We start from the raw sequence: 21,188 nt of genomic DNA, 5'->3' as shown, positions 1-21,188 counted from the left end.
GGCAAGGCCCGCCCGTCTCACGCACGACCTGCCTGCTGCTCCCTGAAGGAGGGACTTTCATGACCGGCATCATTTCCGCCATCGGCTTCTGCAACCATACGGGTCGCGGCGACCTGTCCACCCTCGACGCCTCGCTGCGCGCGGTGGCCGGTACCGGCGCCGACGCCTGCGAGATCGGCATCTATGGCGAGGAGATCGTCTCCGGCGGCCGCATCATCGAGGAGCGTTTCGCCCGCACCGCCGAGATCGTCGGCGGCTACAGCTTCAAGAAGCTGTCGCTGCACGGCCAGGTCTGCTCCAACTTCATGGATGCCACCAATCTGCACCTGCAGAAGAAGGTGGTGCGCGCCATGCTCGAAATGGCCAACCGGCTCGGCGCGGGCATCGTCGTGCATCACTCCGGCGCCGCCCAGCTCGGCGAAGGCGTCAATGGCGAGGATCTCGACAAGATGGAGCGCGAGGCCCTGTTCGAGATGGCGGACGTCGCCAAGACCTATGGCGTGCGCCTGGTTCTGGAAAACATCTTCACCACCAAAAGCGGCCAGTATCGCCAGACGCCGGCGCAGGTGGCCGAAACCGTCAAGGCCGTCGGCCATGACAATCTCGCCGCGCTGATCGATTTCAGCCATGCCTATATCGAATCCACCTTCAAGGGCCTCGATTTCCGCGAGCAGCTGCGCGCCATGGCGCCGGTCACCGGCCATCTGCATGTGCATGACAGCTTCGGCCTGCCCTATACGACCAAGGAATTCTTCCACCCGGCCGAAGCCACGGCGCTGGGCATCGGCGACCTGCACCTTCCGCTCGGCTGGGGCGACATCGCCTGGGAAGAGATCTTCTCGGAACTGACCTTCCTGCCGGATACGACGCTGATCATGGAAATCGGCGCCGAACGCTTCGCTGCCGAACAGCCCGCCTGCCTGGAGCGCGCCCGCAAGCTCGCCGCACTGGTCAACGACCGCCAGCAGGCCGCCGCCTGACACAGGACAAAGCGCCTGTCCGCGCGCGTGCAAAGGGCGCGGGCAGGTGTTCGAATCTTGCAAATGGAAAATGCTACGGCCGCAGATCTCCGGGCGTCTCGGCAGAGGGCGTGATGCGTCAGGCCACGCGGCCGAGCGGCCCGCCTTAGATCGCCGCACCCTTGATCGCCGCGCCGCTCAGCAGGCGATAGCGGCCGGGATAGTCGATCTCCAGCATCAAGCGACGCGCCTGCGGGTTCTGCCTGACGGCATCCAGCGCGAGCCAGGCGGCCAGCGCCGCCGCGCTTTGCGCGCCCGGCTGCAGGGCGATCTCCGCCAGCCCGCCCGTGGCCTGCCAGCAAAGGGCCGACGCCTCGATCTGCGGCGCTGCGCCCTCGGCCGCCACCCTCACGGTGATGTGCTCCCAGGCAGGGCTCGGCGCGTCCGCGATGATGGCGGAGACAATGGCGGCCTGGGCGTGCAGAAGTTCCATGGAAAAGCCTTCCAGGTGTTGCGTGGGGCAAGGGTTACGGAGTGGGCGATGCTTATGTCGAGGACTGAAAGCGACATCGACACAGGGACGGGCTGACCGGCGGCCCCTGCATGCGCCGAAGCGCCACGCCTTGCACAGCCGGCACGCAACAAACAGGTCCTGATCGAGGAATGCGCCGTTCGCCGATCTGCGATCAATCAGAGTGCGATTGATCAAGCGGCAGGCCGGTGGCGTAGAGCCTCCGTCAGCAGCCGCTTGCGCCACGCTGCCGCGCGTTCATGGCGCCCGGTCGAAGAAGCCACCAAGGCCGATCCGAAGCCGCCGCATCCGCTTGGCGCATCCCCGCCACAAGGGGTGGCGCGCCGGAAAGCTCGTGGTGGCCAGGGACCGCTTCGCACCGTCCAACAGCGTTTCCAGGATAGACTCCTGTCATGACAGTTTGATGGCAGAGCCTGCCGCGTCCCTCCCGCGGGTCGACAGGGCATCCTGCCGCACTATCTCAGGGGATCTAGGCGGAACGCAGGATGAGGGGTTACAAAGGGCGCGCCTGCCCCATGCCCCGCCGCACCGCGCAACCCCTTCCACGACATCAGGACCCTCCATGCTGCTTGCCCTTGCCGATGTGACCAAGCGCTATCAGACGGCCGAGGGGCCGCTGACCGTTCTGGACCGGCTGAGCCTGACGCTCGACCGGGGCGAGACGCTGGCGCTGACGGGCGAATCCGGCAGCGGCAAGAGCACGCTCCTGCATCTGGCCGCCGGCCTCGACCGGGCGGAGGGCGGCAGGGTGCTGATCGACGGCGCCGATCTCGGCGCGCTCAACGATGCCGGCCGGGCGGCGCTGCGCCGCCACACGGTAGGCCTGATCTTCCAGCAGTTCAATCTGATCCCCTCGCTCACCGTTGCCGCCAACCTCGCCTTTCACGCGCGGCTTGCCGGAAAGTCGGATCCGGCCTGGCAGAGCGCGCTCGCCCGCAGGCTGGGGCTCGATGGGCTGCTGACGCGCTATCCCGAGCAGCTTTCCGGCGGGCAGCAGCAGCGCGTGGCGATCGGCCGAACGCTCGCCGCCCGGCCGAAGCTGGTGCTGGCCGACGAGCCCACCGGCAATCTCGACGAGGCCACCGGCGATCAGGTGATCGCGCTGATGCTGTCGCTGGTGGCCGAAAGCGGCGCGGCGCTCTTGATGGTCACCCATTCGCAGCGGCTGGCCGAGCGGCTGGGACGGCGCATCCACCTGACCGGCGGGCGCATCCTGTGATGCTGTCCACCGCCCTTTCCGCGCTTCTGTCGCACTGGCGCCGACGCCCGGCGCAGCTCGCGCTGCTGATGCTCGGCCTGTCGCTCGCCACCGCGCTTTGGTCCGGCGTGCAGGCGATCAATGCCGAGGCCAGGGCAAGCTATGACCGCGCCGCCGCCCTGCTCGGCCAGGACCGGCTGAGCACCATCGCCCGTGCCGACGGCGCGCCCATGGCGCAATCCACCTTCCTCACGCTTGCCCGCGCCGGCTGGCAGGTCTCGCCCGTCCTCGAGGGGAGCCTGCGGCTGGAGGGCGGGCAGCGTCTCCGCCTTCTGGGCATCGAACCTCTCTCCCTGCCGGCCGAGGCGCAGACGCTCGATCTCCAGCCCACAGGCGAAAGCGGCAAGGGCGAGGGAGGAACGGGCGAGAATGGCGAAAAGGGCGGCGGCACGGGCGATCTCCTTGCCTTCATCACCCCGCCGGGCCTGCTCTATGCCGCGCCGGAGACGGTGGCGCGGCTGCAGGGCGTGGCCGGCCTGCCGCCCTTGCGCGCCGCGCCCAACCTTCTGCCCGGCATGGCGCTGGCCGATATCGGCACCGTCCAGCGCCTGCTCGACCGACCGGACGAGATCAGCCGGCTGCTTATCCTGCCCAACCAGCCCATGGGGCTTCTCCCCCTGGCGCAGATCGCGCCGGAGCTGGCGGTGCGCCAGCCGGAGGCGGGCGGCGATCTGGCGCGGCTGACCGACAGCTTCCACCTGAACCTCACCGCCTTCGGCTTTCTCGCCTTCGCCGTCGGCCTGTTCATCGTCTATGCCGCCATCGGCCTGGCCTTCGAGCAGCGGCGCGCCACCTTCCGCACGCTGCGCGCGCTCGGCCTCTCCGCCCGCGCACTGACCGCCGCTTTGCTGCTGGAGCTTCTGGTGCTGGCGCTCGCCGCCGGGCTGATCGGCGTGGCGCTCGGCTATCTCGTCGGCGCAGCACTCCTGCCCGGCGTCTCGGCCTCGCTGCAGGGGCTTTATGGCGCGGCCGTACCCGGCACGCTCAGCTTCCGCCCGCAGTGGTGGGCCTCTGGCCTGGCCATCGCCGTCATCGGCACGCTTGTCGCGGCCGCGCAGAGCCTCTGGCGCGTCTGGCGCCTGCCGCTGCTCAGCCCCGCCAGCCCGCGCGCCTGGGCCCGCGCCTCGGAAGCCAGGCTCAAGCGCCAGGCCGCCGGCGGGCTCGGCCTGCTGCTGATCAGCTTTGGTATCGCGCTTTACGGGCATGGCTTGGTGGCGGGCTTCGCCGTGCTCGGGGCGCTGCTTCTGGGGGCCGCCCTCCTGCTGCCGGTGGCGCTGGCGCTGGTGCTCGGGCTGATGCAGCGGCGCGCGCGCGGTCCGGTGTCGGAATGGTTTCTGGCCGACACTCGCCAGCAACTGCCCGGCCTGTCGCTGGCGCTGATGGCGCTGCTGCTGGCGCTGTCGGCCAATATCGGCGTCGGCACCATGGTCTCGAGCTTCCGCCTGACCTTCACCGGCTGGCTGGACCTGCGGCTGGCCTCCGAGCTCTATCTCACCGCCCGCAACAGGCCCGAGGCGGAGAGGCTCACCGCCTTCCTTGCCGGCAAGGTCGATGCGATCCTGCCGATCTGGCATGTGGACGGGCAGCTGGCCGGCGCGCCCGGCGCCGTCTATGGCGCGGCCGATCATGCGACCTATCGCGACCACTGGCCGCTGCTCGCCAGCCTGCCCGATGGCTGGGACCGGGTGGCCTCGGGCAAGGCGGCGATGATCAACGAGCAGCTCGCCCGCCGCGCCCGGCTCGCCCCCGGCGACCGGCTGACCCTGCCGGAGGGCTGGACGGTCGAGATCGCCGGCGTCTATTCCGACTATGGCAATCCGCAGGGCCAGGCCATCGTCAATTCCGAGGCGCTCACCGCGCACTATCCCGAGGTCGAGCGGCTGCGCTATGGCCTGCGCCTTCCCCCTGCCCAAGTGCCCGCGCTGATGGCGGAGCTGGAGCACCGCTTCGCGCTGCCGCCCGAAGCCATGATCGACCAGGCCACGGTCAAGCGCCGCTCGCTCGAGGTGTTCGAGCAGACCTTCGCCGTGACCGCCGCGCTGAATGTGCTGACGCTGGGCGTGGCGGCGCTGGCCATGGTGGCGAGCCTCACCACGCTCTCGGCCATGCGCCTGCCGCAGCTTGCGCCCGTCTGGGCCATGGGGCTGACGCGCCGGCAGCTGGTGCGGCTGGAACTGCTGCGCACGCTCCTGCTTGCCGCCCTCACCTTCCTCGCCGCGCTGCCCGTGGGGCTGGCGCTGGCCTTCGTGCTGCTCGCCATCGTCAATGTCGAAGCCTTCGGCTGGCGGCTGCCCATGCATGTCTTCCCGACCGACTGGCTGTGGCTCGGCCTGTCGGCGCTCCTCGCCGCGCTGGTCGCCGCCGCCTTCCCGCTGCGCCGCCTCGCTTTGACGGCACCGGCCGATCTCTTGAAGGTTTTCGCCCATGAACGCTGAGATTTTGCGCAGGGCGCAGGCCGGCCACAGGAGAGCATGGCGCGCGCTTGGCCGCGCCCGCTCGCTCCTCCTCGCCGGCCTTCTCGCCTGCGCGCCCCACTTCGGCCAGGCCGCCCACGCCCAGGGCTTTGCCGGGCTCGGCACGACGGCGGAAGGCTTTGCCGTGCCGCAGCCGGGCGTTGCCTTAAGCTTTCCCGCCGATCACGGGCCGCATCCCGACTTCCGCATCGAATGGTGGTATCTCACCGCCAATCTGAAGGGCGACGACGGCAAGGATTATGGCGTGCAGTGGACGCTGTTTCGCAGCGCGCTTCAACCGGGCGAGCGGCCCGGCTGGGAAAGCCCGCAGGTCTGGCTCGGCCATGCCGCGGTGACCACGCCGACCGCCCAGCATGTGGCCGAGCGGCTGGCGCGCGGCGGCATCGGCCAGGCCGGCGTGGCCGCCAGCCCCTTTTCCGCCACCATCGACGACTGGGCCATGCGGGAGCGGACAAGCGACCAAACCGGCGGGCAGGCAAGCGAGCAGACCGGCGAACAGGCCGGGGCAGCCGCCGGCACCGATCCGCTGAACCGTCTGACGCTCTCGGCCAGCGGCAAGGATTTCCGCTATGCGCTGGATCTGACCGCCACCGGCCCGCTGGTGCCGCAAGGGCAGAACGGTTATTCGGTGAAATCCGCCGCGGGACAGGCAAGCTTCTATTACTCCCAGCCCTTCTACCGCGTCGCCGGCCGGCTGGACCTGCCCGAGGGCCCGGTGACGGTGACGGGCGAAGCCTGGCTCGATCGCGAATGGTCCTCCCAGCCGCTTTCCGCCGATCAGACCGGCTGGGACTGGTTCTCGTTGCATTTCGATGGCGGCGAGAAGCTGATGGGCTTTCGCCTGCGTGACAAGGGTGCCGGCTATACCTCCGCCACCTTCATTGCCGCCGATGGCACGCCGGAGCCTCTGCCGGCCGGTGCGCTCGTCTTGACGCCGCTCGAGAACGCCATGGTCGCCGGCCGGCGGGTTCCGGTCGGCTGGCGGCTGCAGCTGCCGCAAAAGGGCATCGACATCACCACCACGGCGCTGAACCCTGAAGCCTGGATGGCCACCCGCACGCCCTATTGGGAAGGCCCGATCCGCTTTTCCGGCACGCGCAGCGGCCGGGGCTATCTGGAGATGACGGGGTACTGACGGAAAGGTTTTAAGTGAACCTCAGCACCCAAGCTGCGGCAGGCGGCTTTGCGAGAAGCGGGCGAAGTCGGCGGCGGGCAAGGGGCCGGCGGTCATCAGGGTGAAGTCGAAGGGTGCCGGCCGGTCGGCGGCCAGGACATATTGGCGGTGGACGCGCAGAAAATTCAGGCGGATGCGGCGATAGCGCGTGGCCTCCAGCATCTGGCGCAGGCGGATGAAGACCAGGCGCGGCTGCGCCAGGCCGGGATGGCCGCAGAGCGCCACCAGCGGCGCGCGGTAGAAATGGATCGCATCCGTCAGGCACTGCACCTCGAACCAGGTGACGCCGGGAGCAGCGGCGATGCGCCCGACATGGGCGCGCAGCCGCGTGGCGGATTTCAGCAGCGCGCATTGCAGCAGCGCGCCGCCAAGGCCGACGAAGACCACCCGCCGGCCATCCAGCAGCGCCGGCTCGCGCTCGATCAGCGTGCCGAGCACATGGGCGGCAAGGCTCGCGCCCATGCTGTGGGCGCTGATCACCACCTCGTCGCTCTCCTGCTGCAGCGCCTGGCGGGCGGCGGCCACGCGCCCCTCGATCCACAGGCGCACGGTGGCATCGTCCAGCGCCGCCACGGCCACGGCCAGCTGCCAGTCGGCCAGAAGATGCAGCACATGCAGCCGGGCGGAGAGCCGCGGAAACAAAAGGGCGAAGAGAAAGAGCGCCGCCGGCAGGCTGGCGAGCAGCGTCCAGGGGCTGAAGCCTGCCAGCAGCGGCAGCGCGGCGAAGAGAAGCGCCAGCATCAGCGCCAGCGCGGTGAAGAGGAAGGGGAAGACGAAGAACAGGCCGAAGCGCCAGGCATGGCGGAAATAGGCCGTCATCCCGCCCTGAAGCACGACGCGCCCGCCGCTGCGAAAGCCGCCGAGAAGGCGCGCCGTCAGGCTGCGTCCGTTGAAGTGGCGCACCAGCGCATCATGGTCGAAGATGTGGATGCGGCTGTCGGTGGCGCAATTGGCCGAGCGGCAGGCGACATCGAAGGCGGCGACCGCAGGCGTGCCGGCACCCTGCCCGCCGGCCGGCAGGAGCGGCCCCACGGTGAGCCCCAGATCCCAGACGCGCGCACTCTGTTCGGCCGCGCGACCATAGCGGCGGTGATGAGCGGCAGCGTCGAGCGGCTCGAAACCGGGAAAATGCAGGACCGTGCGCCGGCGCACCGGAGCCCGCCTTTCGGCCGTCCCTGCGAGAGCATCGGACGGACCATCCTCTGCCGCCCGATCCTCCGGATTTTTGTTTTGCATCAGATTCTTCCGAAAACCGGTTCCCACTTTTCGGTCCAATGCTCCAAGGCTTCATCCAGGATCGTTTTCCTGAAGATGCGGGGATCGACCCTTTTTGCGTGCCATATGGCGATGGACTCCCACACGGCAAGGATCGGGCCGGATTAAGGCGCGCAAAGGACAATCCGTCGATTTAGCCGGCACAAGGTTAAGAAAGCGCGAGCGAACGCTGTTTCCTGTGCTCAAGGGACAAGAAAAGGTCTTCCGGGCATGCCTCTGCGCGCATTGTTGCAGGCGGTGCACAGGCCGCGGGCGGCTGGCCTTACGGGCCGGGAAATCGCCCCCGCTCGCGACGCTCCCCCGCTGCGGCGCAACAGCGCAGCAGCCGCAGGCTCGCAAAGCCTGCTGGTGACAATGCGGCAGCTTTGTGGCATGGCGGGTCCATGCGGATGATGCGGCAGATCTTGGCGGACAGACAGACGGCGGGCGCGCTTGCCTGGGTGATCGCGCTCGTTCTGACGCTGCAGGGTCTGGTCGGCCAGATCGGCCAGAGCCGCATGGCGGCCGAGGCGCTCGATCCGCTGCATGCCCTCTGCATGACGGTCGGGCTCGACCTGGCCGCGCCGCAGCCGGCCGCTGAGCCAGAGCTGGCCACGGCGCCGGAGGATCGCCAGGGCGCGCCGCACGGAAAGGCGCCGGATTGCCCCTGCGCCACGCTGTGCCGCCTGGCGGCCACGACGCTGGCGCTGATCTCCCTGCCGCCCCAGCTTGCGGCGCCGCGCGCGCCGGCAAGCCTTTCGGCCAGCCGCCCGTTCATTCCTCTCTTCCTGCGCATCGAACGCGGGCTGACCGGACAGCCCCGCGCGCCACCCCTCTCCTCCTGACAGGAAGGCCGGGACGGCCCCGCGCCGTCCCACCCCGCAAGCATCGGGCTTTCCCGAGGGCGCGAACGCGCCTTCGTGCCCTTGCTCCCATCCTGCTCTTCGTCTGGAGTTCCCATGACCGATCTTTCGATCGGGCGGGCGCGTGCCGTTACGGCCGCCCCTGCCGCATCCGACCTTTATCGCGCCGTCTGGCGCTGGCACTTCTATGCCGGGCTGCTCGTTCTGCCCTTTCTGATCTCGCTCGCCATCACCGGCGGGCTCTACCTCTTCCGCGACGAAATCGACGGTCTCGTCCATGCCGATCTCAAGCGGGTGGAGGCACGCCAGGACGCCGCGCGCGTGGCGCCCTCGGCCATGGTGGCGGCAGCGCTCGCGGCACAACCGGGCACGGCGGTGAAGTTCACCGATCCCGCGACGCCGACAAGCTCCGCCGAAATCACCGTGGCGACCGAGAGCCAGGGAAAGCGCGCCGTCTATGTCGATCCCTATGACGGCCGGGTGCTGGGCAGCCTGCCCGATCGCGGCACGATCATGTGGACGATCCGCACCTTGCATAGCCTGAAATATTTCGGCAGCGTCACCCGGGCGGTGATCGAGATCGCCGCAGGCTGGGCGATGCTTCTGGTGGCGACGGGGCTCTATCTCTGGTGGCCGCGCGGTCGCAGCGGCGGCGTGGTCAGCCTGCGCGGTACGCCGGCGCGCCGGGTGTTCTGGCGTGACCTGCATGCCGTCACCGGCCTCTTCGTCGGCGGCGTCATCGTCTTCCTCGCCTTGACCGGCATGCCGTGGTCCGGTGTCTGGGGCGCCAAGGTCAATGAATGGGCCAATGGCAATAATTTCGGCTATCCCGCCGGCGTGCGCGTGGCCGTGCCCATGTCCGACGAGCATCTCGACCATCTGGCCAAGACTTCCTGGTCGCTTGAACAGGCGCAGATGCCGCAATCGCCCGTGCATGATCACGGCATGGCGCCGATCGGCCTCGACCGCGCGGTGGCGATCCTCGACGGCCTCGGCCTGCATCGCGGCTATGCGGTCAATCTGCCGAGCCAGCCGACGGGCGTCTACACCGGTTCGGTCTATCCCGACGACCTCTCGCGCCAGCGCGTGGTGCATCTCGACCAATATAGCGGCAAGCCCCTGATCGACATGACCTATGCCGATTACGGCCCGCTGGGCAAGGCGCTGGAATGGGGCATCAATGTCCATATGGGGCAGGAGTTCGGGCTGGCGAACCAGCTGGTGCTGCTCGCGGCCTGCATCGCCATCGTCCTGCTCTGCCTGTCGGCCGCCGTGATGTGGTGGAAGCGCCGGCCGAAGGGCGGGCTCGGCGTGCCGCCCATGCCGGCCGATCCGCGCATCTTTCGCGGGCTGGTCGCGCTGATGGCCCTCTTCGGCCTGCTGTTCCCGCTCACCGGCCTGTCGTTGCTCGTCATGCTGGCGCTGGATCAGATCGTCCAGCGTTTCGGCCGCCGGGCGCGGGCCCAGCGCTGAGAAGCGCTACGGAGGCAGGGTGCACGCGCCCTGCCTTCCCCGGTCTTACCGCGGCAGCGCTTTGATCTCTGCGCTTTGACAAGGGGCAGCGTCTATGTCTTGATGGCGGCCATTCTAAAGCACACGATCCATCCGACAGACTCTCTCCGACGGGGCACGGGCAGCAAGATGTTCGCACGAGATGGAAAGCCGGCGGCAACCGACCGCGATCGCTTCGGCTGCTCGCTCGCCGGGCTGGAGGAGGATGACGTGCTCATCGGCGCCGATATCCGCTTCATCCGCCGCCGCGCGGCGCGGGCGCCTGAGGGGTTCGTCTCCACGCCCGCCTCGGGCCGTGGCACGCTGATCGGCCTGTCGATGAAGCCGGGGCATCAGCGCCGCATCCACCATGCGCATCATGCCTCCCTGCATGACTTTGCCGAAAACGGCCTCTACATCCGCCGCTTCGCCGATCCCTACAAGGCCGAGATGGCCGGCTCCTTCGATTTCGCGCTGATGGAAATCTCAGCCGCAGCACTGGCGACGATCGCCGACCAGGCCGAATGCCGCCATGTTGAGGGCCTGAGCGAGCAGGCGGGCGCGGCCGATCTCGTGCTCGGCGGGCTCACGCGGGCGCTGTTTGCCCATGCTCAGGGCCCCATGCCGACGAGCCCGCTCTTCATCGCCCAGATCGGCGCGGCGATCGGCACGCATCTGGTGCGCCGCTATGGCGAGGGGCGCACGACCGAGCCGCAGGGCGGGCGGCGCCTGACCCCGCGCCAGCTCGGCCTCATCACGCAGCGCATGCGCGCGCAGCCGAAGGGCGATCCGGGCATCGACGAGCTCTGCGCGCTGACCGGCCTGTCGCGCAGCATCTTCCTGCGCGCCTTCCGCGAAACGACAGGGCGCACGCCGCATCAATGGCTGGTGGAGCAGCGGCTCGACAAGGCGCGCGACCTGCTTTTGAACAGCGATGCCCCGCTTGCCGCGATCGCGGAGGCCTGCGGCTTTGCCGATGGCGCCCATTTCAGCCGCGTCTTCGCCGCCAGCATGGGCGCGCCGCCCGGCGCCTGGCGCCGCCGCCGGCTGGATTGACCGATGGCCGCGCGCGCGGCGCGGCCATCGTTTGGCCATGCCGCGTCCTCAGCCCTTGATGAAGGCCAGGAGATCGGCGTTCAGCACATCGGCATTCACGGTCAGCATGCCGTGGGAGAAGCCGGGATAGGTCTTCAGAGTGCCGTTCTTGAGGAGCTTGATCGACTTGTGGGCGGCGTCGGCAATCGGCACGATCTGGTCGTCCTCGCCATGCAGCACCAGCGTCGGCACGGAGATCGCCTTGAGATCCTCGGTCTGGTCGGTCTCGGAGAAGGCCTTGATCCCGTCATAATGCGCCTTGGCGCCGCCGATCATGCCCTGGCGCCACCAATTCTGGATTACGCCTTCGTGCACCGTCGCGCCCTCGCGGTTGAAGCCGTAGAAGGGGCCGGCCGGAACGTCGCGGAAGAACTGGGCGCGGTTGGCGGCGAGCGCGGAGCGGAAGCCGTCGAAGACCTCGATCGGCAGGCCTTCCGGATTGGCCTCGGTCTTCAGCATCAGGGGCGGAACGGCCGAGACCAGCACGGCCTTGGCCACGCGGCCGGCCGGCTCGCCATGCTTGGCGACATAGCGCGCCACTTCGCCGCCGCCGGTGGAATGGCCGATATGGACGGCATTTTTCAGGTCCAGCGCCTCGACCACGGCAAAGGCGTCGGACGCATAATGGTCCATGTCGTGCCCGTCGGAGACCTGGGCCGAGCGGCCATGGCCGCGCCGGTCATGCGCGACGACGCGGAAGCCCTTGGACAGGAAGAACAGCATCTGCGCATCCCAGTCGTCCGACGACAGCGGCCAGCCGTGGTGGAACATGATCGGCTGGGCGTCCTTCGGACCCCAGTCCTTGTAGAAGATCTCGGTGCCATCCTTGGCGGTGACGAAACCCATGGTCATTTCTCCTGGTTCAGGGTTGGAAGCTGCGAAGGCAAGGCCCGCCGGCAGGGCCGTGAGCGTGGCAAGCGCCGCACCGGCGACAAGAAGGCTGCGGCGGGTCAGTTCGGAGCATCGCTCCGGTACGGAATGCACGTCGTCGGTCATGGCGGCTCCTTGCGTGGTCGGTTGGTGCTTTGTCTCAGGTCTCGCCACGGGCGCGCCCCGGCCGGTCGATGGCCAGAAGATGGCGCACGAGCGGGCGTTCCGTGCCGGCATGGTGGGCCAGCACCTCGGCCTGCAGATCGGCATCGGCCCGGGAGACGCGCTTGTGCTGGCGCAGATGCTCGGCCCAGGATTCGACCATGAACCACTCGACCATCACGTCGGGGTCGGCGGCATCCTCGGTCACGCCCCAGCCATAGGCGCCGTCGCGCCGCCGCTCCTCGGAAAAGCGGGTGAGCGCGTCCAGAAACGGCGCGTGCCGGTCGCGCGGCACGCGATATTCGATCAGGATCATCACCGGCCCGCGATCATGGGCGACGGGATCGGCCACAAGCGGCTCCGGCCAGTGGTTGGAGGGCACCAGATCCGCCTCGCCCTGCGGCAGCTTCACCCGGTGCATGACAAGGGCGGCGATGGCGAGTGCCGCGGCGCCGATGAGCAGCGTCGCCGGTACGCCGGCCGCCTCGCCCACCGCGCCCCAGCCGAGGCTTCCGGCGGTCATGGCGCCGTTGAACACGGTGAGATAGATGGCGAGCCCCCGCCCGCGCACCCAATTGGGCAGGATCGCCTGGGCCGCGCCGTTGAGCGTGGTCAGCGCCGTGATCCAGGCGCCGCCGAGAAACAGGAGCAGCGCGAGCGCGAGAGGCTTGGGCGGGGAAAAGGCCAGCGCCGCCATCACGACGGCCGCCACCAGGGCTGCGCCGAGCAGCAACCCATCCGAATCGAACCGGGCGCGCAGCCGCGGCATGAGCAGAGCGCCGCCAATGGCGCCCGCCCCCACCGCGCCGAGCAGCAGACCATAAAAGCCGGCATCGCCGCCCAGAAGATTGCGCGCCACCAGCGGCAAGAGCGCCCAGACCGCGCTGGAAAAGGCGAAGAAGATCGCGGCGCGGATCAGCACGCGGTGCAGCGGCCGGCTGGCGCGCGCATAGCGCATGCCAGCGCGAAAGGCGCCGAAAAAGCCTTCCGACAGCGCGTCATCGGCATTTTTCGGCCGGGGCCACCAGATCAGCGCGGCGATGACGATGACATAGCTCGCCACATCGGCGCCATAGGTGACGGCCGCGCCGAAGCTCGCCAGCAGCAACCCGCCGGCCGCCGGGCCGATGGAGCGGGCAATGTTGATCCCCAGCGAATTCAGCGCCACGGCCGCCTTCACCTCGCCGCGATCGACCAGCTCCGGCACGATCGCCTGCCAGGTCGGCCCCATCAGCGCCGCGCCGACGCCGCCGAGGAACGTAAGCGCGATCAGCGCACTGACCGACATCATGCCGCTCGACGCCAGCAGCATCAGCGCCAGGCTGACGGAGCCGAGCAGGATCTGCACGGCGATGAGGAAGCGGCGGCGGTCGAGAATATCGGAGAGCACCCCGGCGGGAATGGCCAGGAGGAAGATCGGCAGGGTGCCCGCCGCCTGCACCAGCGCCACGGCGGCAGGTGCCGCCGAAAGGTCGGTCATCAGCCAGGCGCTGGCGACGTCGCGCATGAAGCTGCCGGTGTTGCCGAGCACGGTGGCGGCCCAGAGCACGGCGAAAACCGGCTGGCGCAGCGGCCCGAGGCTGCCCGAGCCGGCCGGCTGCGATGGGTTCGGCTGCGATGGATTTGGAGGCGACACGCCGCTCATGGCTGGCCTCCCCGCTGCGCGACATCCCGGATGGCCACCAGCAGAAAGGCGCCCACCAGGCCGAGATGCTCGAAGAAGCCGTTGGTCATCATCGCCCGCTCCATGCCGGCCGGCAGTTCCCAGAAGCGGAAGGCGAGGAAGGTGGCCAGCACGGTGAAGCCGGCGAGCGCCAGGGCGCCGAGCCAGCGCAGCACGCCCGAGAGCACCAGCGCCGACATCGACAGCTCGAAGAGGATGACGCCGACGGCGAAGAGCGGCGCGGGCTGCAGCCCGAAATGCTGCATTTCCGCCAGCGCTCCGTTAAAGTCGAACAGCTTGGTCAGCGCGCCCTGGAGATAGGCCGAGCACAGCGCCAGCAGCGCGACGAAGGTGACAGCTGGCGAGGACAGGGCGCCGGCAAGCGGGCGCGGCAGCATGCGGCCGGCCAGAGGGGGTGCGGTTCTGTTGCGGGGCGCCATGGGCTCACACCGCCCAGCAGGCGCAGCCGAGCGCGCCGAAGAAGCCCTTGAGATCGCCCACCGGCAGGCTGGCGCCCCAGGCGGCGGCATGGTCATGGCCATGCACGCCGCAGCTTTGCGCGCAGCCGCAGCCGGCAATGGCCTGGTGTCGCAGGGAGTGGCGGCGCAGGGAATGGCGGCCGGCGCCCTCCGGCTCGCCCCAGGCCCCATAGCCGCCGAAACGGTTGACCGGCGACCAGTTGGGCATAGCCGGCGGCAGCGGATTGTCGTCAAGGGCGGCGAAATCGCCCGCGCCATAGACCACGCGCCCGCCGACCATGGTCAGATCGGAGGTGAGGAAGGAAATCTCGTCCTCGGCGCAGGCGAAGAAATCCTTGTCCGGCACGATGAGATCGGCAAGCTGCCCGGCGGCGATCCGGCCCTTGCGGCCGACCTCGTTGGAAAACCAGGCGACGTTTTCCGTCCACATCCGGAGCGCCGTTTCGCGATCCAGACAATTGGCGCGCGGATAGAGCGAGAGCCCGCCCACGGTCTTGCCCGTGATCATCCAGGCAAGCGAGACCCACGGATTGTAGGAGGCGACACGGGTCGCATCCGTGCCGGCGGAGACGGGCACGCCCTTTTCCAGCATGCGGGCGACCGGCGGCGTGGCCTCGGCCGCGCGGTGGCCGTAGCGCTCCACGAAATATTCGCCCTGATAGGCCATGCGGTGCTGCACGGCGATGCCGCCGCCGAGCGCGGCGATACGGTCGATGGAGCGCTCGGAAATGGTCTCGGCATGGTCGAAGAACCAGTTGAGCCCATGCAGGGGAACGTCGCGGTCGACCTTTTCGAACACGTCGAGCGCGCGGGAGATGGTCTCGTCATAGGTGGCGTGCAGCCGCCAGGGCCAGCGGTTCTCAGCGAGAATGCGCACCACGCCTTCCAGATCCGCTTCCATTTCCGGCGGCATGTCCGGTCGGGGCTCGCGGAAATCCTCGAAATCGGCGGCGGAGAAGACCAGCATCTCGCCCGCGCCATTGTGGCGGAAATAGTCGTCGCCCTGCTTGTAGGTGACCGAGGCCGTCCATTTGAGAAAGTCTTCCTTCTCCTCCTTCGGCTTTTGGGTGAAGAGATTATAGGCGAGCCGCACGGTCATCTGGCCCTCGGCGGCCAGCTTCTCGATCACCGCATAGTCGTCGGGATAGTTCTGGAAGCCGCCGCCGGCGTCGATGACGCTGGTGACGCCGAGCCGGTTCAGCTCGCGCAGGAAGTGGCGGGTGGAATTGACCTGATAGTCGAAGGGCAGCTTCGGCCCCTTGGCGAGCGTGGCATAGAGCAGGCCGGCATTGGGCCGGGCGATCAGCATGCCGGTGGGATTGCCGGCGCCGTCGCGCTGGATCTCGCCGCCGGGCGGATTAGGCGTGTCCCTGGTGTAGCCGACGGCGCGCAGCGCCGCACCGTTGAGCAGCGCGCGGTCATAGAGATGCAGCAGGAAAACCGGCGTTTCCGGCGCCACCGCATTGATCTCCTCGAGCGTCGGCAGGCGCTTCTCCGTGAATTGATGCTCGGTGAAGCCGCCGACGACGCGCACCCATTGCGGCGGCGGCGTAATGGCCACCTGACGCTTGAGCATATCCATCGCATCGGCCAGCGAGCGCACGCCGTCCCAGCGCAGCTCCATGTTGAAATTCAGCCCGCCGCGGATCACATGGGTGTGGTTGTCGCACAGGCCCGGCAGGGCGCGCCGGCCCTTGAGGTCGATGATGCGCGTGGTCGGCCCGGCATGGGTCATGACCTCGGCCTCCCGGCCCACCGCCAGAAAAGCGCCGCCCTCGATCGCCACGGCGTCAGCCTGCGGATTGGCCCGGTCGAGCGTGGTGAAGCGGCCGTTCAGGAGAATGGTGTCAGCGGTCATCGCGGGACCTCCTTGGAACAGGGCATCGGCCCGAAACTGGCTTCAGGCTTTTGGAAAAATCCGATGCGAAACAGAGATCTGGAGCATCGGACGGAAAATGGTCATCCGTCCGATGCCCTTGGGAAAACGGGCTCACGTCCGTCAGGCGCCCCGTCAGGACGGCGTGCCGTCCTCCGGCTTCTGCGCCTTCGGCAGATGGCCGAAGACATGCGGCTTCACATGATGACGCCAGGAGACGGCGACGGGATCGCGGTTCATCAGCGTGCGGGCCAGCGGCAGGATCTGTTCGCCCAGCAGAATGCCGAGCAGGCCGACGAGCGCCACGACGGGCGGTGCCGGCGAGCGGACATTGAGCAGGCTGTAGATCAGTCCGACGACCAGCCCGGCGCCGAGCGAAGCGAGATAGAGTTTCATGACGGCCCTTTCGATTGGTGGCGGCCTGCGCAAGGGCGCAAACCGCGCGCGGCATCGGGCTGAAAATCGCAAGCGGCCCGATGCCGCGGTTTTCAGCCGGCCGCGACCGTGGCCACGGCGTCGAGCAGCACTTCGGCCACCGCATCAGGATGCGAGAGCAGCGGCAGGTGGCTGGAGGCGATCTCGGTCGTGCGCGCCTGCAGCCGCTTGGTCAGCGCGCGTTGCAGCTCGGTGCTCACCGCCCGGTCCTGCGAGCAGAGCAGATACCAGACCGGCTTGTCCTTCCAGGCGGCCTGGCTGACGGCATCGGCAAAGGTCGAGGCGCCGAGCGGCGGCTGGCAGGCCCAGAGCACGCGGGCCTCTTCGGGGGGAAGGTCCTGCGCCACGCAATCGGTCCAGCCGCGCTCGCTCATCCAGTACTGGCCAAAGCCATCCTGGCTGACTTCCGACAGGCCCGGCGGCGCGGGATGGGCGCCCACCTGGTCGCCGGTCGACTGGCCCACATCGGGGGCGAAGGCGGCGACATAGACCAGCGCCTTCACCTTGTCGTCGGCGCCCGCCTCGGTAATCACCGTGCCGCCCCAGCTATGGCCCGCCAGCACCACGGGCCCATCGATCCGGGCGAGAACCCGGCTCGTGGCCGCGACGTCCTCGGCAAGCGAGGTCGTCGGGTTCTGCACGGCCAGCACGGCGACACCCTGGGCCTGAAGGCGGGCGATCACCGCCCGCCAGCTGGACGCATCCGCCCAGGCCCCGTGCACCAGAACCACGGTCACGCTCTTTCGCGCATCCTGCGTCATCTCATGCCCTTCCTTCTGTCTGTCTGTCTGGGAAGAATGGCCGGCTCAGTGCCCTTCGGAGGCGCCGAACATCGACTTGGCGTAGATGATGCCGAGACCGTAAGCGCCGCCGAACTTCTTGGCGATGCCGGTGGTCATCTCGTATGTGCCGGTGCGGGCCCAGTCGCGCTGCAGCTCCAGGAGATATTGCAGCGAGGTCATGGGCCGCACGCCCGCCTGCAACATGCGCTCCATCGCCCGTTCATGCGCTTCTTCGGAAATATCACCGCAGGCATCGGCGATCACATAGACCTCGAAGCCCTGCTCCAGCGCCGACAAAGTGGGGCCGACGATGCAGACCGAGGTCCACAGCCCGCAGAAGACCAGCCGCTTGCGGCCGATGCGGTTGATCTCGTCGATCACGGCGGCGTCTTCCCAGGTGTTCATCGAGGTGCGGTCGAGCAGTGCCTGTCCGGGAAAGGCATCGGTGATCTCGCTGAACATCGGGCCGGAAAAGGTCTTCTCGGCCACGGTCGTCAGGATGGCGGGCACGCCGAAACCCTTGGCCGCATGGGCGACGAGGGCGGCATTGTTGCGCAGGTTGACGGCGTCGATCGACTTGGTCGCAAAGGACATTTGCGACTGGAAGTCGATCATGACGAGCGCATGGTCCTCAGGCGAAACCAGCAGCGGGCCGGGGGTCGGGGTGGCGTTGACAGTCATCTGTCCCTCCAGTGTGATCGGTTCGATCGTGTCGGGACGCATATTCCTTCGCCAGCCGGTGGAATTCTTGTCGAGAAGTCGCGCGTTTTGAACGATCGGACCGCGAAGATCGCGCGCGCGAGGATTGCTTGTGGAAGCACGGTCTGTCGCCCTGATCACGGCGAGGCAAGCCGCAGCCCTTCGCGAAGCGGCCAGCAGGAAATCGACGGGGAAAGAGGGGTCAGCCCGGCAGGAACTGGATATGCGGCCGGCCGTGATAGAGTGAGGGCGCGATGCGCGCCTCGACCTGGAAGACGCTGCGCATCAACGCTTCCGTCAGCACCGCTTCCGGCGTGCCCTCTGCCACGACGCGCCCTTCCTTGAGCACGACGAGCCGGTCGCAGAACAGGGCGGCGTGGTTCAGGTCGTGCAGGGCGATGATGCTGGTGATCGGCAGGCGCGCGATCAGCGCCAGCAGCGCCATCTGGTGCTGCACGTCGAGATGGTTGGTCGGCTCGTCGAGGATCAGCTCGCGCGGGCTCTGGGCCAGCGCGCGGGCGATATGGGCGCGCTGGCGCTCGCCGCCCGACAAGGTCTGCCAGCGGTCGCGGCGCTTGTGCGCCATGCCGGCATGCGCGAGCGCATGCTCGACGCAGGCCTCATCCTCGCCACTCCAGCTGGAAAACAGCCCGCGATGCGGGAAACGGCCGAGCCGGACCACATCCTCCACCATCAGGCTGGCATTGGTGGTGGCGTGCTGCTCAACGAAGGCGACCCGCTGGGCCACGCGGCGGCGCGCAATGGCCTGCAGATCCTCGCCCTCCAGCGTCACCCGGCCGGCATGCGGCCGCTTCAGCCCGGCCATCAGCCGCAGGAGCGAGGTCTTGCCCGAACCGTTGGGGCCGAGCAGGCCGAGCATCTCGCCCGGGCGCACGGTGAAGGAGACGCCGTCAAGCACGGTCTTGGACCGGATCTTCCAGCAGATGTTTTCGGCGGCGAAGCTCATGCGCCACGCTGGAATCGATAGAGGATGACGGAGAAGACCGGCACGCCGACCAGCGCGGTGACGACGCCGATCGGCAGCACTTGCTGCGGGATCAGCACGCGCGCGGCGATATCGGCCAGCACCATGAAGATCGCCCCGCCAATGGCGCAGGCCGGCAGGAGCCGGACGTGCAGGGGACCGACGACGAAACGCGCCGCATGCGGCATGACCAGCCCGACGAAGCCGATGGAGCCGACCATGCTGACGATGGTGGCGGTGAGCAGCGCGGTGATGCTGAACAGCGTCAGCCGCGCCCGACCGACATTGACGCCAAGCGCGGCGGCTGCCTCGTCGCCGAAGGCGAAGGCATCCAGCACCCGGGCATAGGCCAGACAGGCGACAAGGCCGAGACTGACGACGACCGAGACCAGCATGAATTCCGGCCAGCGCACGCCGCCGAAGCTGCCGAGCAGCCAGAACATCACGTCGCGCGCCTGCTGCGCATTGCCGGCCGTGGTTACCACATAGGAGGTGACGGCATTGAACAGCTGCGAGGCGGCCACGCCGGCCAGGATGGTGCGGTCGGACCCGCCGCGCGTGCCGTTGGACAAAAGCGCGACGAAGAGGAAGGCGGCAAACGCCCCGACAAAGGCGCCGGCCGAGAGCGAGGCGACGCCCGAGCCGATGCCGAGAATGACGATGCCGACGGCACCGGTGGAAGCCCCGGCGGAAATGCCGAGCACATAGGGCTCGGCCAGCGGATTGCGCAGCAGCGACTGCATGATCGCGCCCGAAAGCGCCAGCCCCGCGCCGCAGAAGGCGGCGACCAGCGCGCGGCTGAGGCGGTAGTCCCAGATCACCGTCTCATGAATGCGGCTGAGCGTGGCCGCCGTCCATCCCAGTCGGTTGGTGATGGCCAGGAAGGTGGTGGTCACGGGAATCGGCAGGTCGCCGATCCCCACGCTGATGGCGATGACGAAGGGGATCGCCGCCAGCGCGGCCAGGAACGGCGCGCCGGCAAGGAGGGCCTGCCCGAAGCTGCGCCTGTTCTGCCTCACTTCAGAAGACCGCGCGCCTTGAGCTGCTCGGCCACCTGCTCGGCGCCCAGCAGCGTGCGAACGGTCGGGTTCATCGCCTGGCCGTCCATGGTGACGATCGCATTGTTCTTGACCGCCGGCATCTGGCTGGTGGCCGGATCTGTGGTCAGGAACTTGATCTTGGCTTCGGGCTTGTCCAGTTCCCAGCGGTTGCGATCGAGGCTGGCGACGACGATGACCGAGGGATTGGCGGCGATGATGCCCTCCCAGCCCATGGCCGGCCATTCGGCCTCGGACGAAATCGCATTCACGCCACCCAGAACGTCGGCGATGAAGCCGGAGGCGCCGTTCTTGCCGCCGAGATAGGCATCGGCCGAGGGCGAAGGGCTGGAAAACCAGAAGACATAGGAAAGCTTCTGCCCGTCATGCGGCACGGAAGCGCGCAGCTTCGCTTCGCGCGCCTTGAAATCGGCGATCAGCGCCTGACCACGATCGGCCACGTCGAAGATGCGCGAGAGCTCGTCGATCTCCTGATAGAGCGTCTCCATGCTCCACAGCTGCTTGCGGCTGCCATAGACATCCTTGGCGCCCGCCGTGCCGAGGCAGGTGCTGGGCGAGAGATAGGTGGGCACGCCGACCTTTTCGAAATCCTCGCGCTTGGCCACCTTGCTGTCCGGCCCGAGCAGGCTCGGCAGGGCGGCGGCGACGAAATCCGGGTCCTGCGCCAGGATCGACTCGAAGGTCGGAAACTCGACGGTCAAAAGCTTGACCTTGGCATTGGCCTCCGCCAGCTCCGGCAGAACCTTGCTCGGCCAGAAGGCCGTGCCGGCCATCCTGTCCTCAAGCCCGAGCATCAGGAGGATTTCCGCGCTGTTCTGGCCGAGGCCGATGGCGCGCTGCGGCGCCTTCTCGAAGGTGACGCTCTTGCCGCAATTCTCGATCGTCAGCGGATAGGTGGTGGCGGCGAGCGCCGGCGCGACCGAGGCGACAAGCAGGGCGAAAGCGGCGGCAAGGGACTTCACGGGGCGCATGGACCATCCTCGAAACGATTAGATGCGCACCGCTTAATTCAAGCCCCGATTATAAACAAGAGGATTTTTATCATGTTTCCCCAATGCATCCTGTCGGTTGCCCGCGCT

19 protein-coding genes are annotated in these 21,188 nt (G+C 68.3%); 7 read left to right on the top strand and 12 right to left on the bottom strand.

The genetic code is table 11. The annotated features are described in order from the left end of the window. The first annotated feature begins 59 nt into the window (after positions 1 to 59). Positions 60 to 980 (top strand): sugar phosphate isomerase/epimerase family protein, encoded by a 921-nt coding sequence (locus BJF92_RS03355; RefSeq protein WP_075633366.1) that lies wholly within the window; start codon positions 60 to 62, stop codon positions 978 to 980. A 145-nt stretch (positions 981 to 1,125) separates the two neighbouring features. Here BJF92_RS03355 and BJF92_RS03350 read toward each other — a convergent pair whose 3' ends face one another. After that, complete coding sequence (locus BJF92_RS03350) at positions 1,126 to 1,452, bottom strand: hypothetical protein (RefSeq protein ID WP_075633365.1); 327 nt, start codon at positions 1,450 to 1,452, stop codon at positions 1,126 to 1,128. A gap of 601 nt (positions 1,453 to 2,053) precedes the next feature. On the opposite strand from BJF92_RS03350, the gene BJF92_RS03345 reads away from it, so the two are divergent. Genes BJF92_RS03345 through BJF92_RS03335 form a run of 3 tightly spaced genes read left to right on the top strand, consistent with a single transcriptional unit; the run spans position 2,054 to position 6,358 of the window. Further along, entirely contained in the window at positions 2,054 to 2,710 is a 657-nt protein-coding gene (locus tag BJF92_RS03345; protein ID WP_075633364.1) for an ABC transporter ATP-binding protein, read from the top strand. Further along, the gene (locus BJF92_RS03340; protein WP_143523876.1) at positions 2,710 to 5,184 is read left to right on the top strand and encodes an FtsX-like permease family protein; all 2,475 of its coding nucleotides are present in this window, start codon (positions 2,710 to 2,712) and stop codon (positions 5,182 to 5,184) included. Before BJF92_RS03345 ends, BJF92_RS03340 begins: the two co-directional genes overlap by 1 nt. Continuing rightward, on the top strand, positions 5,174 to 6,358 hold the full coding sequence (locus BJF92_RS03335; protein WP_075633363.1) for a lipocalin-like domain-containing protein: 1,185 nt from the start codon (positions 5,174 to 5,176) through the stop codon (positions 6,356 to 6,358). The genes BJF92_RS03340 and BJF92_RS03335 overlap by 11 nt, the downstream gene beginning before the upstream one ends. A gap of 21 nt (positions 6,359 to 6,379) precedes the next feature. On the opposite strand, the gene BJF92_RS03330 is transcribed toward BJF92_RS03335, so the two are convergent. Next, on the bottom strand, positions 6,380 to 7,633 hold the full coding sequence (locus tag BJF92_RS03330) for a hypothetical protein (RefSeq protein WP_245294649.1): 1,254 nt from the start codon (positions 7,631 to 7,633) through the stop codon (positions 6,380 to 6,382). Positions 7,634 to 8,076: 443 nt separating this feature from the next. Here BJF92_RS03330 and BJF92_RS03325 point away from each other — a divergent pair, with 443 nt between their 5' ends. The 3 genes from BJF92_RS03325 (at position 8,077) to BJF92_RS03315 (ending at position 11,061) form a co-directional block, all read left to right on the top strand. Further along, positions 8,077 to 8,496, top strand: coding sequence for a hypothetical protein (locus BJF92_RS03325; protein WP_143523875.1), 420 nt, complete (start codon positions 8,077 to 8,079; stop codon positions 8,494 to 8,496). A 114-nt stretch (positions 8,497 to 8,610) separates the two neighbouring features. After that, entirely contained in the window at positions 8,611 to 9,987 is a 1,377-nt protein-coding gene (locus BJF92_RS03320) for a PepSY-associated TM helix domain-containing protein (RefSeq protein WP_075633361.1), read from the top strand. A 168-nt stretch (positions 9,988 to 10,155) separates the two neighbouring features. Continuing rightward, positions 10,156 to 11,061: a helix-turn-helix domain-containing protein gene (locus BJF92_RS03315; RefSeq protein WP_075633360.1), complete on the top strand. Its 906-nt coding sequence runs from the start codon at positions 10,156 to 10,158 to the stop codon at positions 11,059 to 11,061. A 48-nt stretch (positions 11,062 to 11,109) separates the two neighbouring features. Here the strand turns inward: BJF92_RS03315 and BJF92_RS03310 are convergent, their stop codons facing one another. The 10 genes from BJF92_RS03310 to BJF92_RS03265 form a co-directional block, all read right to left on the bottom strand. Continuing rightward, the gene (locus BJF92_RS03310; RefSeq protein ID WP_143523886.1) at positions 11,110 to 11,946 is read right to left on the bottom strand and encodes an alpha/beta fold hydrolase; all 837 of its coding nucleotides are present in this window, start codon (positions 11,944 to 11,946) and stop codon (positions 11,110 to 11,112) included. Between the two features lie 184 nt (positions 11,947 to 12,130). Continuing rightward, positions 12,131 to 13,777 carry an MFS transporter gene (locus BJF92_RS03305; RefSeq protein WP_075633358.1) on the bottom strand — a complete coding sequence of 549 codons (1,647 nt, stop codon included), beginning with the start codon at positions 13,775 to 13,777 and terminating at the stop codon, positions 12,131 to 12,133. After that, complete coding sequence (locus tag BJF92_RS03300; protein WP_143523885.1) at positions 13,774 to 14,193, bottom strand: DoxX family protein; 420 nt, start codon at positions 14,191 to 14,193, stop codon at positions 13,774 to 13,776. The genes BJF92_RS03305 and BJF92_RS03300 overlap by 4 nt, the downstream gene beginning before the upstream one ends. 46 nt (positions 14,194 to 14,239) lie before the next feature. Further along, the gene (locus BJF92_RS03295) at positions 14,240 to 16,132 is read right to left on the bottom strand and encodes an amidohydrolase (RefSeq protein ID WP_075633356.1); all 1,893 of its coding nucleotides are present in this window, start codon (positions 16,130 to 16,132) and stop codon (positions 14,240 to 14,242) included. Between the two features lie 153 nt (positions 16,133 to 16,285). Further along, entirely contained in the window at positions 16,286 to 16,546 is a 261-nt protein-coding gene (locus BJF92_RS03290) for a XapX domain-containing protein (protein WP_075633355.1), read from the bottom strand. 92 nt (positions 16,547 to 16,638) lie between these two features. Continuing rightward, positions 16,639 to 17,346 (bottom strand): alpha/beta fold hydrolase, encoded by a 708-nt coding sequence (locus tag BJF92_RS03285; protein WP_075633354.1) that lies wholly within the window; start codon positions 17,344 to 17,346, stop codon positions 16,639 to 16,641. Between the two features lie 45 nt (positions 17,347 to 17,391). Next, positions 17,392 to 18,048 carry a hydrolase gene (locus BJF92_RS03280; RefSeq protein ID WP_075633456.1) on the bottom strand — a complete coding sequence of 219 codons (657 nt, stop codon included), beginning with the start codon at positions 18,046 to 18,048 and terminating at the stop codon, positions 17,392 to 17,394. 220 nt (positions 18,049 to 18,268) lie between these two features. Beyond that, complete coding sequence (locus BJF92_RS03275; RefSeq protein WP_075633353.1) at positions 18,269 to 19,033, bottom strand: ABC transporter ATP-binding protein; 765 nt, start codon at positions 19,031 to 19,033, stop codon at positions 18,269 to 18,271. Then, entirely contained in the window at positions 19,030 to 20,070 is a 1,041-nt protein-coding gene (locus tag BJF92_RS03270) for a FecCD family ABC transporter permease (RefSeq protein ID WP_075633352.1), read from the bottom strand. The genes BJF92_RS03275 and BJF92_RS03270 overlap by 4 nt, the downstream gene beginning before the upstream one ends. Then, positions 20,067 to 21,080 (bottom strand): ABC transporter substrate-binding protein, encoded by a 1,014-nt coding sequence (locus tag BJF92_RS03265; RefSeq protein WP_075633351.1) that lies wholly within the window; start codon positions 21,078 to 21,080, stop codon positions 20,067 to 20,069. The genes BJF92_RS03270 and BJF92_RS03265 overlap by 4 nt, the downstream gene beginning before the upstream one ends. Between the last annotated feature and the right edge of the window lie 108 nt (positions 21,081 to 21,188).

This window comes from Xaviernesmea rhizosphaerae, from assembly GCF_001938945.1.
Lineage (GTDB): Bacteria > Pseudomonadota > Alphaproteobacteria > Rhizobiales > Rhizobiaceae > Xaviernesmea > Xaviernesmea rhizosphaerae.
The sequence above is the reverse complement of the archived record's forward strand: the minus strand, read 5'-3'. Positions and strand labels throughout refer to the sequence as shown.

What these genes read in the sequence shown, in the direction of transcription:
- BJF92_RS03355 (WP_075633366.1), top strand. Translation starts at nt 60, where the DNA reads ATGACCGGCATCATTTCCGCCATCGGCTTCTGCAACCATACGGGTCGC.
- BJF92_RS03350 (WP_075633365.1), bottom strand. Translation starts at nt 1,452, where the DNA reads ATGGAACTTCTGCACGCCCAGGCCGCCATTGTCTCCGCCATCATCGCG.
- BJF92_RS03345 (WP_075633364.1), top strand. Translation starts at nt 2,054, where the DNA reads ATGCTGCTTGCCCTTGCCGATGTGACCAAGCGCTATCAGACGGCCGAG.
- BJF92_RS03340 (WP_143523876.1), top strand. Translation starts at nt 2,710, where the DNA reads ATGCTGTCCACCGCCCTTTCCGCGCTTCTGTCGCACTGGCGCCGACGC.
- BJF92_RS03335 (WP_075633363.1), top strand. Translation starts at nt 5,174, where the DNA reads ATGAACGCTGAGATTTTGCGCAGGGCGCAGGCCGGCCACAGGAGAGCA.
- BJF92_RS03330 (WP_245294649.1), bottom strand. Translation starts at nt 7,633, where the DNA reads ATGCAAAACAAAAATCCGGAGGATCGGGCGGCAGAGGATGGTCCGTCC.
- BJF92_RS03320 (WP_075633361.1), top strand. Translation starts at nt 8,611, where the DNA reads ATGACCGATCTTTCGATCGGGCGGGCGCGTGCCGTTACGGCCGCCCCT.
- BJF92_RS03315 (WP_075633360.1), top strand. Translation starts at nt 10,156, where the DNA reads ATGTTCGCACGAGATGGAAAGCCGGCGGCAACCGACCGCGATCGCTTC.
- BJF92_RS03310 (WP_143523886.1), bottom strand. Translation starts at nt 11,946, where the DNA reads ATGGGTTTCGTCACCGCCAAGGATGGCACCGAGATCTTCTACAAGGAC.
- BJF92_RS03305 (WP_075633358.1), bottom strand. Translation starts at nt 13,777, where the DNA reads ATGAGCGGCGTGTCGCCTCCAAATCCATCGCAGCCGAACCCATCGCAG.
- BJF92_RS03300 (WP_143523885.1), bottom strand. Translation starts at nt 14,193, where the DNA reads ATGCTGCCGCGCCCGCTTGCCGGCGCCCTGTCCTCGCCAGCTGTCACC.
- BJF92_RS03295 (WP_075633356.1), bottom strand. Translation starts at nt 16,132, where the DNA reads ATGACCGCTGACACCATTCTCCTGAACGGCCGCTTCACCACGCTCGAC.
- BJF92_RS03290 (WP_075633355.1), bottom strand. Translation starts at nt 16,546, where the DNA reads ATGAAACTCTATCTCGCTTCGCTCGGCGCCGGGCTGGTCGTCGGACTG.
- BJF92_RS03285 (WP_075633354.1), bottom strand. Translation starts at nt 17,346, where the DNA reads ATGACGCAGGATGCGCGAAAGAGCGTGACCGTGGTTCTGGTGCACGGG.
- BJF92_RS03280 (WP_075633456.1), bottom strand. Translation starts at nt 18,048, where the DNA reads ATGACTGTCAACGCCACCCCGACCCCCGGCCCGCTGCTGGTTTCGCCT.
- BJF92_RS03275 (WP_075633353.1), bottom strand. Translation starts at nt 19,033, where the DNA reads ATGAGCTTCGCCGCCGAAAACATCTGCTGGAAGATCCGGTCCAAGACC.
- BJF92_RS03265 (WP_075633351.1), bottom strand. Translation starts at nt 21,080, where the DNA reads ATGCGCCCCGTGAAGTCCCTTGCCGCCGCTTTCGCCCTGCTTGTCGCC.